The sequence below is a fragment of the Sinomicrobium kalidii genome, from assembly GCF_021183825.1.
Lineage (GTDB): Bacteria > Bacteroidota > Bacteroidia > Flavobacteriales > Flavobacteriaceae > Sinomicrobium > Sinomicrobium kalidii.
The window spans coordinates 18416-34246 of the sequence record NZ_CP089211.1; the positions used below are offsets into that span (position 1 = coordinate 18416).

Sequence of the window (15831 nt, forward strand, 5' to 3'; positions counted from 1 at the left end):
TATTAACGGAAAAACAAAATGTATTTCATACGCAATACTACACTACCCGTATAATGGCAGCAGATGTATTGTTACTTCTTCTCCCTTTTCATATTCCTTTACTTCTTCACCGAGCTCAATGAGGCAATTGGCCCGGGCAAAGGAACCGAGCCGGAAAGACTCCTGCCCCGTAGCCGGGGTTACCTCACCGTTTTTATAGATCCCTTTCAAAAAATGGGTCAACGCATTCTTTTTGGCATACGCAATGCTCAAGGGAACATTTAATGATGTCAGTTGCCGTTCCCGCCCGCAGAGTGCCTGCAGGGCATTCCATACGTATTCGTAAAAACAGGTCAGTACGGACGAAGGATTACCGGGAAGGCCAAAAACCAGCTTATTCTCCTTTCTTCCCATATAAAGCGGTTTTCCCGGCCGCTGTTTCAGCTTGTGAAATAATTGTTGCACTCCGCAATTTTCAGCGGCCCTGACCACAAAGTCATAATCGCCCACACTTACACCGCCCGTAAGCAATACGACATCGTTGTTTTTCAAAGCGTTCCCGAGAATACCGGTTAGGGTATCCAGCTTGTCCTCTGCCAGGTGAACACTTATTTTTTCTATCCCAATTTGTTTCAAAGCCGCCCTGAGCATGGATGCATTGGACTCGTAGATCTGTCCCGGTTGCAGTTCTTTTCCCGCCTGTTGCAACTCATTCCCTGTTACGACAATGGCTACATAAGGCATGGGGTATACTTTTACCCTGGCAATGCCCACACCGGACAGAAATCCTACTCCGGCGGGTGACAATACCGTTCCTTCGGGTAATGCGAGATCATCTTTTCGTATTTCCGTGCCTTTGTAACGGATGTTCCTCCCTTCTTCCAGCAATTCGTCTTCTATGAAAAGTTGTGTCCCTTTCCGGGTAACCCTTTCCTGCATAACCACTGTATCGGCACCTTCGGGCACAACGGCACCGGTGAAAATCCGTACGGCTTTTCCTGTTGATATGGGGGCTTTACTCCCTTTACCCGCGGGGATCTCCCCATCTACAAGAAGGCTTCCTCCGTTTTTCCAGTCTTTAAAAACAAAGGCATACCCGTCCATTGCCGACTGGTGAAAAGGCGGAATGTCACAGGTGGCATATACATCCTCCGCAAGGACATGATCTACTGCCTTTTCCACATCTACTTCAACAGGCGGAAGGGAAAACATGTTTTCCCTGATTATTTTTCTGGCTTCGGTTACGGGGATCATCTGATTTGATTTATAACTTCAGGATTTATGATGTATGACTTGCGGTTTTAGCTTTACGTCCCTAATTTTACTCTTATTTTACAAATTGTTATCCGCCTATACTGATCATACTGCGGTTTTCGATGTCTTTTCCGTCCATCTTTTTAAAGTCTTTATCGAGCTGCCCCCCGAGTCCCCTGGCCTTTTGCAACACATTTTTTCTGATGAGGGGTTCCAGTGCTTCCCCCTTTCGCAATGCGGCCAGCAGGTCCATTTCTCCTTTGGAGAAAAGACAGTTTTTCATCTTTCCGTCCGCGGTGAGCCGCATCCGGTTGCAGCCGCTGCAAAACGGGGCACTCATGGTACTTATCACGGCAAACGTTCCCTTATGGCCGGGAATCCTGTATTTCTTGGCCGTGTCGTGCGGGCCTTCCGCCAAGCGTTCGGGACGGTATTCCGATTTCACGATCTCAAGCATTTCCTTCCAGGTAAACACCTGGTTGCTGGTCCATTTATTGCCGCTGAAAGGCATAAATTCAATAAAACGTACATGAATGGGATGGTCTTTGGTCCAGGCCACAAAATCCAGTATTTCGTTATCATTCAATCCTTTCATAATAACGGCATTCACTTTTACGTGAAAACCGTTTTCCATGGCCAGTTCTATATTGTCCAGTGCCGACTTAAACTGTTTTCTGCGGGTCATCCACAGGAATTTTTCCGGTTTCAGGGTATCGAGGCTTATGTTCAGCGACCGGACCCCGGTTTCTTTCAGAATATCCATGTAGCGGTGCAAAAGGGTGGCATTGGTGGTCATTGTCAGGGTTACGGGAAGCTTTGAAAGCCTTTGCAAAATTTCCCCTACATCTTTCCTCGCCAAAGGTTCCCCTCCGGTAAGCCGTATCTTATTCACCCCGAGCGCTACAAAGGTCTTTGCTATGGTCTCAATTTCATCGACCTGCATCAACCGGGCTTCCGGGGTAAAGTCGTAATCCTCGTCCGGCATACAATAAAAACACCGCAGGTTACACACATCGGTAAGCGATATCCTGAGATAATCATGGGTTCTGTTGTACGTATCCTTTATCATCTTATCCATCTGAATCCTTCCTTTATATTATCTTAATGTCCGCTTACCAGCTTTTTATAATCTTCCGGAGTATCAATATCGGTATTTCCCCGGGGAAATTCCACCGTTATCGTTTCCCTGTCATTCTTCCGGATAATTCCCCTGGCTCCTTTATCCCCTTTCAGGGCGAGCAATTCGGGAAAAACATCTTTGTGAAACAATGCGGGAACGCCTTTCTTATTCCTGTAAGAACTGGCTACTACGGGAGCATCGGTTGTTATTTGCCGTTCCAGTAGTTTAGTTAAAAGTTCCGAATTTACAAAAGGTTGGTCACATAACATAACCAATATCCCTTCTATCATATTTTCCTTGTCTTTTGTTAGGTAACCTACTCCGAGGCGGATACCGGAGGCCATTCCTTCTTCATACTCGGGGTTTTCCAGAAATACCGTTCCGTTTTGTTTTACATTTTGTTTTATGCTGCCCGCACTGTTCCCGAGAATAACCACAATATTTTTTACCCCCGTTTTTGTAGCTTCATCAATAGCATGTTGTAACAGCGATTTACCCCTGTATTCCAGCAACTGTTTGGGTTGTCCCATACGTGCGGAACTTCCTGCGGCAAGAATGATGATACCGTATGTTCTGGTTCTAATTTTATCAGCTGTGGTCATTTTACTTTCCAATACTTCTACATATCAATAGTATTTATTACTTCCCTGCAACAAGCCCTTCTATAAGGTCTAAGGCTTCCGAAGGTTTTTCAATAGCAGAACTTACAATCGTTCCGTTTTTGTTTATAAGTATATATTTCGGTATCGTCTGTATATTGTAATTTTGTCCGAAATCTCCCTCTTTTCCATCTTTGATTAACAGATCTGTCCCGGCCCCGCTTTGATTCTTCGCAAGAAATTCCGCCCATTTTTCCTTTGAAGAGTCTACAGAGATCATTAATATGCTGACTTCCGGATTGTTTTTATATTGTTCCGACATCGAAATTACATCTGGCCTTTGATTGATACAGGGTCCGCACCAGGTAGCCCAAACATCTATAAAAACAATATTTCCTTTTAAATCGGACAACCTTAGTTTTTCCCCGTTTTTAGCTTCACCCTCAAAATCATAGGCAGGCGCTCCTTTTTGCGCAGAAAAATATGCTTCTGATATCCTTCCCAGCTTATTGTAAAACCTGTTGGATTGTTCCCGTTGTAATATTTCCCGTAAAACCGACGCGTTCAACTTGTCTTCGTGATTTTTCCACGGAAACGGATATTCAATTAAATTCATCACATAAGTCACCTTATACCAATCTGATAATTCTTTGTTCTCCGTCCTTTGTTCGATATAGTCAAGGAACACGTCAATTTTTTCCAGTGTATCCTCTTTCTGAAAATACTCCCTCTCCAGCTTGTGTAGTGCCAAACCGGGATATTCCAGAAATTGAATGCTATTATGGTCTATCTGTTCTAAAAAGTCAAAATAATTGTTCTCCAAATCCATATCTTTGGAAACCCGTCCAAGAAAAAACATAAAATTGTATATTCTCGCCGAATTCTGAAATTTGAGAATATGGCTCTCCATTTCCGTTAACTTTTCTGAGTGCGTATTTATTACACGATCTCTTCGTTCCCGAAAATCATTCAGAACCCGGATCACAGTATCCGTATTTGAATTTTTTCCCATGAAAACATTCAGGTTCGCATTGAGAAAGGGAAGTGTGCTGTTGGATATATAATTTAAAAGAGAATCACTCAGACTATTTGTTTGTATTGCAGAGTCTTTATGAACAACAATATCAAGTTCCTTACCGGGCGTAAGAATTGTGAGATATTCTTTTTCACCCTCTTTGGTATGCAGATGGGCTGTTGTTGGTCGTTTTATGGTATACGTTTTCTTTTTTTCTTTATGATCTAAAGAAATTTTTGCCAGGTATTCCCCGTTTCTATCCGGTATTTCCGAAATGTAAATGCTATCTATACCGGCATTTTCCTCAACCGAATTTACAACGAACGTATCTGCTCTTTTACAGGAAAAGAGTATTGTTAGTAAGGCGATAGTAATTACTGCCTGTTTATACATTTATTCCGTTTTGATCAGTTATATAAGTCTTTTTACCTTTTTCATGAATACGGCCGTCACTATCCCGGAGTGATTTTCCCGGCTTCTCCGTAAAAACAGCTTTTATTTCCGAAACTATTGAAAGTGCGATCTCTTCGGATGTTTCGGCACCTATGTCGAGCCCTACCGGACTAAAAACGTTTGCAGGGGTTCCTGTAACGGGAAATCCTTCTTTACGGATTTCCTCCAGCATTCGTTCCCTTTTTTTACGCGGGCCGAGCATGCCTATATATCTTACTCCGCGCCGGAGTAATTGTTTTATCAGCACTTTGTCGTAATTGTAATTATGGGTCATGAGTAACACAGCGGTACGGTTATCTGTTTCCACTTCTTCGAGTGCATTTTCAGGCTCGCCTATAATGATATTACAGGAAGAAAAACGCTGTTTACTGGCATAGTTGGGCCTTCCGTCTATCAGGGTGGTTTCCCAGCCCAGGACACCGGCCATATCAACCACCGGGAATATGTCATTTCCGGCACCGGCGATAACAAGTCGTATTTCCGGTTCCACATATTCAATAAAGGCATTAACCGGGGCACTTTCAACTTGGTATGTTTTAAAAACAGCGTGCCCTTTTTCTAAGACCGCTTTGCCATCACTGTAAAGCAGTTCCTGAAAAGGCAGCGGATCTCCGTCATTTGACCATACCCGGTTTTCTTTCAGCAATAATCTTGTTCCCTGTGTATTGTCCCTTCTGTTCTCCAGTGAAAAAAGGGTGACCAGAACGGATGGTAACCTGTCCTCCGCCAGTTTTCTGAGCAGTTCTGCCGGATTCCATTGAACCGTGGCCAGAACAGGCTCTATAAGCACTTGTATGATGCCGTTACAGCCCAGTCCAACGCCGATAAAGGCATCGTCTTCATCAGAAGTGTCATAGGTTACCAGCATGGGATGATCCTGCATAATGACCAGCAAGGACTTGCGCAATGCATCTCCTTCCAGGCAACCGCCGCTTATGGCGCCTGTGAGTTCGCCGTCTTCGGTAATAAGCATGCGTGCACCGGGACGGCGATAGGAAGAACCCTCCACATGGACTACGGTAGCCAGAGCAGTTCTCTTCCCCTGTGAGTTTGCCTGGTCATATGCTTTTATTATTTGCTTTATTTCCTTCACACTTAATCTTTAGGTATTAGATATGAGACATGAGATGTTAGATTTGAGATATCAGATTCTGGTTTGGTCTCCGACCGGTGTTATATGCCGGGCTTTTCTTTTCGTTATAATTGCTTCCCTTATGGTTTTTGCCGCAAAACGTATTTCTTCTTCAGAAGTAAACCTCCCCAGGCTTATACGCACTGCGCTGCCTGCATTTTCTGCGGACATTCCCATGGCCCGGAGCACATGGGAAGGCGTGTGTACATTGCCTGAACAGGCGCTGCCCCGGCTTACGGCAACATCTTTTGCCAAAGACAGTACAAAACCTTCCCCTTCAATGCCTTCAATGGAGATATTGGTGACATGCGAAAGCCTGTTATCCCTGTCACCGTTTATTTTAACGCCTTCAATAGCGAGTAATTCTCCCTCCAGGATGTTCCGGAGGGTTGCGAGTCTTTCCACTTCTGCATGCATTTCTTCCGTACATATCCGGGCCGCCATTCCGAATCCCGCTATTCCGGGGACATTCAGTGTTCCGCTCCTGTATCCCCTTTCGTGTTTCCCCCCGTGTATCTGCGGGGCTATAGCCGGTTTAATTTCTTTATTCATATATAACGCTCCCACTCCTTTAGGGCCATACATTTTATGGGAAGAGAAAGCCAGTATATCAATATTTTCATCTGCAACCCGGATCTGTATTTTACCTGCGGCCTGAGTGGCATCACACAAGAAAGGTATTCCGTGTTTTTTTGCTATTTCCCCTATTCTCTTAACAGGGTTTATTAACCCGGTCTCATTATTGGCGTACATGAGGGCAATACCAATGGTTTCGCTACTGCTTTCACTTTCCAGCTCATCCGGGTCGATATGTCCGAGGGTGTCCACGCCCAGATAAGTAAGCCTGTACCCGTTATGTTCCAGATATTTACAGGTATCAAGTACCGCTTCGTGTTCGGTTTGTGAGGTTATAATATGGTTCCCCTTAAAACGCTCTGAAAAAGCTATGCCTTTAAGGGCCAGGTTTACGGCTTCCGTAGCGCCTGAAGTAAATATCACGTCCTTTGCCCGTGCACCTATCAAATGGGCCGCCTGCTCACGGGCATCTTCCACTGCTTCGCCGGCTTCCCACCCGAAACTGTGGTCCCTGCTGGCCGCGTTACCGAAATTTTCTGAAAAGTACGGTATCATGGCCTCTACCACCCTCGGATCACAGGGGGTGGTGGCATTATAATCGAGGTATACCGGTTTTTTCTGCATGTTTCCAGTGGTTTTGAATATTAGAGCCGGGTTTAACGCCAAATATAAATATAGGGGATATTTTCCGCCCGGTCAACCCCTGGTCAGGGCTTTACACTGAAACCGGCAAGATTTATAATTTATTTAACACCACACACAACATCATATGTACGGTTTAATCCGCTTTTCAGGTTTTGGTCCGGAATTCTGAGGAAAACTCTTCCCGGTCGGCCTTCATCAGTATATCGAGCTCCTGCATCTTTTCCCTTACCGCTACAATATATTCTTCATCATTGCGTATGCTGGACAGATACTTCAGCGTTTTTTCATCATGAATAAAAAAGGTTTTGGCGGCACGAACTGCCTCATGTCTTTTGTGTCCCAGTATTTTAAGTGCATCTACACCTAACCGCAGGCTGGTATCCAGGTTTTCCCTGTAGATGTGCATCATCCCGGCATTCATCTGGTTATAGGCTTCGTCCCTGTCCCTCGCACGGACCAGCATATACAAATGCGGAAAATGTCTTTTTACGGTGTCGATGAGCATCATCCGTTTTTCTTTGTCTCCGATGGCAATGATCAGTATCTCCGCCTTATTGGCCCCGGCTATTTCCAGGAGGTCGTGCCTGGTAGCATCACCGAAATAGACTTTCAGTCCCACCCTCCTGAGAAAATCCACATTATCACTGTCGTAGTCCAGTACGGTTACCGGGACGTTGTGGGCCTGGAGAAAACGCCCCACCGTATTGCCGAAATGGCCATATCCGGCGATAATGATCGGATTTTCCTCATTTTCAACATCGTTGTAATCACCATCTTTATCATCCGTGCTCACCGCACATAACCTGGGAAGAACTAGTTTTTCATTCAGCAGCATGATAAGCGGTGTAAATGCCATGGATATGGCTACGGTGGCCATCATCAGGGAGTTTATTTCGTTGGAAATGATGCCTTCTGCCAGACTGAAATTCAGCAGAACAAAGGCAAATTCCCCGATCTGGGCCAGGCCAAGGCTAAAAATAGCATTCTGTGCATTCCTCAGGTGAAATATTTTGCCCAGCACAAAAAGGACAATTGCTTTCAGCACAATTATGCTCAAAACCAGGGCCGTAATACGTCCGGGCTGTTCCATTATCAGGCCGAAATCTATCGTAGATCCCACGGTCATAAAGAAGAGCCCGAGAAGCAATCCCTTAAACGGGTCAATAGCGCTTTCCAGTTCGTGCCGGTATTCGCTGTTGGCCAGTAACACCCCGCCGAGAAAAGCTCCCAGCGCAGGGCTCAGTCCCACAACATGCATTAAAATGGCAATCCCCACCACCAATAACAGCGATATGGCAGTAAACATTTCTCTCAAACGTGTCCTGGCCATAATGCGGAATACCGGGTATAGCAGGTATTTCCCGGCCACAACGATCACAACTACCGCACCAATTACGGCAAGTGTCTGTCCCCATCCCGGCAAATGCCCTAACAGTGTTGTTTCTTCTGCAGTTGTTGTCCTGCCGTTACCGGACAGCAGGGGAAGTACGGCCAGGACGGGAATTATGCCCATATCCTGAAAAAGCAGTACGGCAAATGAACTTCTGCCGGCCATGGTCTTGTTCCACCCTTTTTCATCGAGTATTTGCAATACAATGGCGGTGGACGACATGGAAATAATGATTCCTATTGTAAGGGCAACCTGCCAGGAATATCCGATGTAATATGCAATGACAAACCCCAGTAAAGTGGTACTTATGAGTTGCGCACCACCCAGTCCCAAAATCCTGCGGCGCAATCGCCATAACCGTAGCGGTTCCAGTTCAAGCCCTATAACGAAAAGCATCATCACTACGCCGAATTCGGCAAAATGCATAACATCCTGGCTTTCCTCGCCTACGAGTTCAAGAAAAGACGGCCCGATAAGCATCCCTGCCAGGAGGTAACCCAATACGGAGCCCAGTTTAAAATACCGGGCTATCGGAACCATGATCACCGCCCCTGCCAGGTAAATGAACGTGTGGATAAAAAACGTTTCGTGCATTGGTTTTACAGCTAAAAAGTGAGAATTCCGGTTGTCTTGTCATGCCCAACAAGGCTACCGGATAGAAACACCAATTTACAAATAAAAAAGGAAAGGTTCTCACCTTCCCTTTTTATAAAACCACAGCAATTAATCGGGTTGAGTTCAACAACAACTAATTGATCTTTATCCCATCGGGTAATATTTCATTATCAGTCTATAAAATCGTGAGAAACCACATTGGTGACTTTCCATATTTCAGCAATATTCCCGGCAGTCATCTTTACCTTACCGGGAGGGATCTTGTTATCGTTGGTCATTACATACACAATACTGTCATCCTCAGGGTTCAGATCGGCGCGGCCGATAAAAATACCCTGTTTTGTGTTGACAAAAACATAAGTGCTCCCTTCTACTACGGATTTTGTATCGTATACCCGTTCCCCGATCACGTAAGACACTCCTTTAAAGTTGGAAATGGCCGAAAAATCGGTAACCTGAAACGCTCTGGTGTTTTCTCCGGGGGAAAAGGGAAAATGATACCTGGGCAGGTTGGCTATGAAGGATTTGTCATTCCTTTTTGACACGTATTGGTACTGCAGCTCAAGAGGCACAACGATTATTCCTTTTGGTTCGTACACATCATGAGAGAACAATCGGTTAAAATCAAGTTTATGTAATTTGCCTATAGTGATGAGTCTTTCATAATCAATACTGTTTCTCTTTTTCCATGTGGATATGGTGTTGGGCCGCACCCCCAGAAATTCGGCAAGGTCTTTATTGGTCTTAAAACCAAAATAATCTTTGAGGTTCTGCAGGACATCATCTACGGAAAACGCTTCCGTAACGAGGATTTTTTTGGGCTCCTGCTCACGACCGGTCTTTTTCTTTTTTTTCATATTGTTCCTGTATTACACATACTGTCCCATTTCCGGAACTCCTTCCTTTCCAATACAAACGTCACCATACCTATTGTTTAGTATAGTCTCCTCCCTGTTTTATTACATTTTTATAAGAATAAATTCACTTCTCCTGTTTAACTGATGTTCTTCTGCACTACACGACACCCCATCCGAACAATGGTTGATAAGCCTGGTTTCACCATAACCTTTTCCGCTTATCCGATCCGGTGACACCCCTCCTTTATTGACAATATAATCTACGGTCGCCTTTGCCCTTCGTTCGGAAAGCGCCCTGTTATAGGCATCACTTCCCCTGCTGTCGGTATGGGAACGTACTTCTATAACAATATCCGGATATTTCTTCATCACCGCAATCACTTTCGCAAGTTCTATTTCTGACCTTTTTCGTATAGCAGCGCCGTCAAAATCAAAATATATGGGTTTCAGGGCCAGTTTTTTTGTCAGGTCATCTCCTGTGGTGATCCGGATGTCTTCCCGGTTGAGTTCTATTACCACCTCCCGGGTTTCACCGTTGTCCAGTTCCTTTATCCATTTTTCCTTGCTCCGGTAGTCTTCCTTTCCCGCACGGAGATTATATCCCGCAAAAGGCCATACCGAAATACAGAAATTCCCCGAGGCATCAGTCTGTACGCTGGCCAGTTCTTTGTGTTCGTTGTCATAAAGTATCACTTCTGCTCCGGATAACGGGTTTTTGGTGATACTGTCCTTCACTTCGCCGCACAGTTTTGCGTTAAAAGCCAACGGAACTTCCGTCACCGCCGAATAGATATTGTCAAAACCGCTTGCTTCTCCCCGGTTGGAAGACAGAAAACCTTCTCCGGAACGACGGGTGATATAAGCAAAATCATCGGCGGTGGAATTCACGGGGTTACCGAGGTTAACCACCCTGTAACTTCCGAAAGGGTCTTTTATCGCCGCGAAGACATCCAGTCCTCCCAGGCCGGGATGCCCGTCGGAAGCAAAGTACAATACGCCTGTTTCATCCACAAAGGGAAAGGACTCCCTTCCCGGAGTATTTATAACACTTCCCAGATTACGCACCTCACCAAAACTGCCGTCTTCCTTTATTTCTGTTACGAAAAGATCGGAACTTCCCAGCGTCCCAGAACGGTCCGAAACAAAATACAACAGGTTTTCGTCTGCGTTCAGTGCGGGGTGGGCCGTGGAATAGGCTTCGTTATTTACAGACAGGTCTTCTATGTTACCCCACTTCCCGTCTTTTAATGTAGCGCGGTAAATCTTCAGGTGATTGGTCCCGTCTTCCGCTTTACCATATTGTCCTTTGCGATAGTTATTCCGGGTAAAATACATCGTTTTTCCGTCCCGGGTTATAACCGGAGTGGACTGATGGTACTTCGAATTAACATCCCCGGCCACTTTTTCCGGGTTTTCCAGAAGCCCGTCACTGTTCACCGTAGCACTGTACAACTTTAAAAACGGTTTTTCGTTCCACTTGTGCGTCCTTTTGACAAATATCCCGGTATCCCTCGCCGAAGCAAAGATGACCTTGTCTTCCCCGTTATAGGCCGTGCCAAAGTCTGCATATGCCGTATTGACGCCTGCGTCTTTCAATGTAAACCGCTTTTTGTTGTTTTTGAGCGTATGCACAGCTTCTGCAAGTGATTTTTCATCTTTTGGTTTTCCTACCAGCTCGTAAAACCGATTGAGCATCTTCCCGGCTTCCTTATATTTTTCCCCTGCCTTGAGACACTGGGCATAGCGGTAATAATATTCCGCTTCCACATCACCGGGTCCCTCCAGCATTTTCCTGTAATACGGCAGGGCATCGGCATAACGGGCGTTGAAATAATGGGTATCCGCCAGTTTTCCGTACAGGTCGTTGGATTGATAGCCTGCCTCCACCAATTTTTCATAGAGTTCGCTTGCCCTAATATAAGCAAATTTTTCGTATTTACTGTCAGCACGGGCTTTCCGCGTTTCCTGGGCAGCTATTGTAAAACCTCCCGCAAGGTATAAAACTGCTATAAATAGTGCTTTGTTCATTGTACTGTTACTTTGGTTTAGAAGAATCTCGGAGAAATCATCCTGTTCCTGGAAGAGGAAACAAATTCGAAACGGAGAAACACTTCGTGTGTCCCGGAATTGTAATTTCCCAGTCCAGTGGTATCCCAGTCATAGGTATAGCCTACATGAAGCCCTTCGGTGATACTAAAACCGGCCAGGGCGCTTACGGCAGCATCCCAGCGATAGGCCGCTCCGAGCGTAAATTTCTCGTTGAACAGGAAATTGGCTGAAACATCGACCCCCAGTGGCGCACCACTTACGGCCTTGACCAATGCAGCGGGTTTGAATTTCAGTGTCGGGCTAAGGTCAAAAACATAACCTCCTATGAGATAGAAGTGCATTTTTTCCTTGGCTACGGACTGCTGGATATCGTCATAAAAGTGGGTTTCCAGCAGTGCGGGTACGGAAAGTCCCACATACCAGTTACTGGCATGTAAGTAGGCCCCGGCGCCTATGTTGGGGGAAAATTTGCTCAACCTGCCGCTGAGTTCCGGGTCGCCGGGATCATGAATGTTCAGCTTGTCGTAGTTGACTTCCAGAAAACTTCCCCCGGCCATTATTCCCAGGTTCAGCCAGGTATCATATCCCAGTTGCAGTTTATAGGAGAAACTGGCATTGACATAGGTATCCCTGGAAGGTCCGATTTCGTCGTTGATAATGGACAGCCCCAATCCGTGTCCCCGGTAACTTATGGGGGAATGGATGGAAAACTGTGCAGTTTCGGGAGCTCCTTCTAGGCCCGCCCACTGCTGCCGGTACAGTCCCAGTATACTGGCTACCCCCCGGGTACCTGCATAACCGGGATTAACACTCACGGTGTTATACATATATTGTGTGTATTGCGGTTCCTGTTGTGCAAAAGTTATCCATGAACCCAACAACCCTAATACCAAAAATAGCTTCTTCATCTGTCTCGTTTTTTGCTTCTTCATTGTCCCCTTCGTTAATTGATATACAAATACCCCGACTTGTCCCGCATCACGTTCCCGTCCTTATACTTCAGGATATAGAAATAGGTCCCGGTAGGCAATAACCTGCCCTTGTTTACCGTAGCGCGGCCGTGTGAATAGCCGTCAAAACGGATATTGGTATTGTTATACCCTTTTGCTTCGTATACTTTTACGCCCCAGCGGTTGTAGATCTCCACGGTATTGTCCGGGTAATTTTCTATGCCTTTCAGGAAAAAGAAATCGTTCCGGCCGTCCCCGTTGGGCGATATACCGTTATAGACTACCAGGCCGCTATCCGGTATTTCGTCATCCATGACCTTTCCGAAAGTGAAAATCCCATAGCCCGATACGGCTGTGGTGACGGTCTGTTCTTCCCGGTTTACCGTACCGCCTTCGTCTTTCCACCGGTTGTTTTCGGCATCCCAACGCACAATACGGATCGATTTGCCTTCTTCTTCCCTGATCATATCCGAAGGGGTTGTATCCTCATTCCAGGTGAGCGTAAGTACAATTCCGGACGCCCCGTTGGTACGGTTGATCTCCCAGTATTCTGCGTTATCTATCTGTTCTATATCTTCTTCCTTAGCGGAATGCGGATACAGGGTATTGGAATTTTCCAGGATGTACTGCGAGGTAAAGTGATCTGAAGCATCCGAAGGGGCAGACATGGAGGCCCTGCGGTAATAGCCGCCGTCACCTACGGGATAATCGAAGGCTTCATCGCCTATTTTACGGACCTGTCCGTCTACAAAACTGTCATCGGAGACCAACTTGTGAGAGGCCCCCTGCTGAAAAGTGACCAGTCCGCCGTAGGCATCGCCATCTACAATACCGTCCTTAAACCCGGCCTTTCCGTAGATATTGATATCGCCGGAAAGGTTAAAGGAGGGTTGTGCCGCGGGATTGTCAAACAATACATTGAAAAAATCGGACGGCATCAACCCGGATATGGACTGTACCCCGTAAAGCCCGGTAAACAGGGTTTTTCCGGAGGCCTGTCCGGCAGTAAAACTCACCAGGCCGTCGTTATTGAAATTTCCGTAGACAAAAAATTCCCCGTCATTGATAAGGTCACCGCTTTCCCTGTTGTCGAAATCGCCCAGTGTAGACACCTGTGTTCCCGGAGTTATAACCAGTTCACCCGTGTTAACGGTTTGTGCCGATGTACGGAATGCCAGGAGGAAAACAGAACAGGCACCCATTAATTTTATGAATGTGGTATTGTGCATCATCTTATTGTTTTGCTTTTGAGGGCAGCATGGGGTTGGTTATCACTATACATTTTTCCAGGATGGTCTCTAATTGCAGGTAGCACCCCGGTTCCATCCCCGGTACAACCGCATAGAATCTGGTCACTGTTGTGCCATCGATATTTGCATGGAAATCTCCCGTCACTTCCTGTGAACCTGCCTCTCCGGGGATACCGTCGTAAAATGTTGTTCCGGATGGATAGCTATCGGTAACAGTCGTTCTCGCAACATTTCCCCCGGTACAAAAGGATGTAAAGCGTTTAAAGCCTTCATCCGTAACATCAGGGCATGTAACCCCGGCTATATTTATCGTTGATAAAAAATCACCATAAACGGGTCCGTAACAATCACCCGAAGCGTACTCCCGGATAAAATCGGTATCCAATGATGTACCCGATGTGGCTCCGGTGCCTGTTATTTGTCCGTTGATCGGAATGTTCAAACCACAACTGCCGGCAGAGGTGGTCAACAATGTACAATCGTCCGTAACGCGAATCTTGTACCTGAGTTTCCCCAGTAGTTCATCGGGGGTATTTCCCAACGGTATGGTACCAATGTCCCATATAATCTTACCTCCCGGGGTTTCATCGGGATCATTGCTGTCAGGATGTTCCCAGGTAATGGTTCCTCCGAGCGTTTCTGCCGAAGCTTCCACGAAATGTACATTAGGCGGAAGAGGTACCTCTACCCTGGCATTGTCGATCGCTTCGGTTCCCCGGTTATATATGGAAAGTTCAAACTCCATTTCCTGTCCCGGGTCTACAACACCGTCATGGATTATTCCCGTATCCGTAGGCGTATTTACTCCGTCTACTTCCGGCACATAGGCATCCACGGCAAAAACAATGTTGTAAATAATATAAGTATCCTGGGTGGTTCCATAACGGAATCGGGACGATGTCTGATTATTGGCTATAATCTGGTTGCCATTATTATCCAGATCGAATATACTAATGTCAAGTCCCGTATTATTCTGTAAGTTCGGGTTCCGGGAATTTCCCCCGGTATATATGGAAGAGTTAAAAAAGTTAGTGGTCGCGTTACCTCCATGGTTTAAATATATCCAATTGGAATCGGCTGCATTTCTGATCTGAAAATAATCCCCAGGTATACCAACATCCCCTTCACCTGCCATCATACCTAATGTTACAGCTACGTCTCCGTTCTGTGCAGCCCGGAAACCGGATACTGATAGTTGGTGACTGACCGTTGCCGAACCGGTGACATAGCCATGTCCGTCAAATACTGTGATATCCCGCCATTTCATAGCGGGATTTTTATAAACCACGACCAGGCCCCAACCTCCGTAGTAACCGGTTCCTCCCCCGTTCCCTTCCCGGAGGGCCATATCCGCTACAAAGTATTCACCTGCTCCGTTCGCTCTTACATAATCGGTGACATCGGCATAGGCAGAATACATAAAACCATCAGAAGTAGTCGGGTAATAAATATCATCCTGCCCGGCAGTAATCTCCTGGTAGGTGCCCCCCGCTTTTTTTAGTTTGACCTTTCGCTTATCCAGTTCTTTACCCGATACCGTAAATGTATTAGGACTACTTGAGCCATTATGAGATCTTCCCGACCAATACAATCCCGCATAAATAATTTCGGAGCACTCCTCTTCTCCTTCCAGGGTGAGTGTAGCCGAAGAGGAGTTAAGTGTATTCTGGTCCCCGTCGATATCCACATATCTCATATCAGTATTACTGTTATTGGTAAAGTCAGAATAATTGACCAATGTCATATTCGTATTACCGATCATAGTAAAATCACCCTGCAGGTTGTAATTGGTCGCATTCGTATATGGTGCGGGAGCCTTGTCTGATGTCCGGGGTTCAAAAGGCACCCTAACCTGGGCAAACCCTGAAAAATGGGCCATAAACAAAAACAGGAAGGCAATAACCCGCAAAGTAGTATTTATAAAATCTGCTTTCATAGAATCGGGTT

At 45.9% G+C, this 15831-nt stretch carries 12 protein-coding genes; all 12 read right to left on the reverse strand.

Annotation, left to right across the window (positions count from 1 at the left end):
- Nucleotides 1-42 precede the first annotated feature (42 nt).
- Nucleotides 43-1233 (reverse strand): molybdopterin molybdotransferase MoeA, encoded by a 1191-nt coding sequence (locus tag LS482_RS00090; protein ID WP_233029699.1) that lies wholly within the window; start codon nucleotides 1231-1233, stop codon nucleotides 43-45.
- A gap of 88 nt (nucleotides 1234-1321) precedes the next feature.
- Nucleotides 1322-2311 carry a GTP 3',8-cyclase MoaA gene (gene moaA, locus LS482_RS00095; protein WP_233029700.1) on the reverse strand — a complete coding sequence of 330 codons (990 nt, stop codon included), beginning with the start codon at nucleotides 2309-2311 and terminating at the stop codon, nucleotides 1322-1324.
- A gap of 23 nt (nucleotides 2312-2334) precedes the next feature.
- Complete coding sequence (locus tag LS482_RS00100; RefSeq protein WP_233029701.1) at nucleotides 2335-2955, reverse strand: nucleotidyltransferase family protein; 621 nt, start codon at nucleotides 2953-2955, stop codon at nucleotides 2335-2337.
- Nucleotides 2956-2992: 37 nt separating this feature from the next.
- On the reverse strand, nucleotides 2993-4360 hold the full coding sequence (locus LS482_RS00105) for a TlpA family protein disulfide reductase (RefSeq protein WP_233029702.1): 1368 nt from the start codon (nucleotides 4358-4360) through the stop codon (nucleotides 2993-2995).
- Nucleotides 4353-5513 (reverse strand): XdhC family protein, encoded by a 1161-nt coding sequence (locus LS482_RS00110; protein WP_233029703.1) that lies wholly within the window; start codon nucleotides 5511-5513, stop codon nucleotides 4353-4355. The genes LS482_RS00105 and LS482_RS00110 overlap by 8 nt, the downstream gene beginning before the upstream one ends.
- A gap of 51 nt (nucleotides 5514-5564) precedes the next feature.
- On the reverse strand, nucleotides 5565-6752 hold the full coding sequence (locus LS482_RS00115; RefSeq protein ID WP_233029704.1) for a cysteine desulfurase family protein: 1188 nt from the start codon (nucleotides 6750-6752) through the stop codon (nucleotides 5565-5567).
- Nucleotides 6753-6918: 166 nt separating this feature from the next.
- Complete coding sequence (locus LS482_RS00120; RefSeq protein WP_233029705.1) at nucleotides 6919-8757, reverse strand: monovalent cation:proton antiporter-2 (CPA2) family protein; 1839 nt, start codon at nucleotides 8755-8757, stop codon at nucleotides 6919-6921.
- Nucleotides 8758-8948: 191 nt separating this feature from the next.
- Nucleotides 8949-9635 (reverse strand): helix-turn-helix domain-containing protein, encoded by a 687-nt coding sequence (locus tag LS482_RS00125; protein WP_233029706.1) that lies wholly within the window; start codon nucleotides 9633-9635, stop codon nucleotides 8949-8951.
- Nucleotides 9636-9737: 102 nt separating this feature from the next.
- Entirely contained in the window at nucleotides 9738-11663 is a 1926-nt protein-coding gene (locus LS482_RS00130) for an OmpA family protein (RefSeq protein ID WP_233029707.1), read from the reverse strand.
- Between the two features lie 17 nt (nucleotides 11664-11680).
- Complete coding sequence (locus tag LS482_RS00135) at nucleotides 11681-12592, reverse strand: PorP/SprF family type IX secretion system membrane protein (protein ID WP_233029708.1); 912 nt, start codon at nucleotides 12590-12592, stop codon at nucleotides 11681-11683.
- Nucleotides 12593-12627: 35 nt separating this feature from the next.
- A complete protein-coding gene (locus LS482_RS00140; RefSeq protein WP_233029709.1) occupies nucleotides 12628-13866 on the reverse strand; it encodes a T9SS type B sorting domain-containing protein in 1239 nt (412 codons plus the stop codon).
- Between the two features lies 1 nt (nucleotide 13867).
- The gene (locus tag LS482_RS00145; RefSeq protein ID WP_233029710.1) at nucleotides 13868-15820 is read right to left on the reverse strand and encodes a hypothetical protein; all 1953 of its coding nucleotides are present in this window, start codon (nucleotides 15818-15820) and stop codon (nucleotides 13868-13870) included.
- Nucleotides 15821-15831 lie beyond the last annotated feature (11 nt).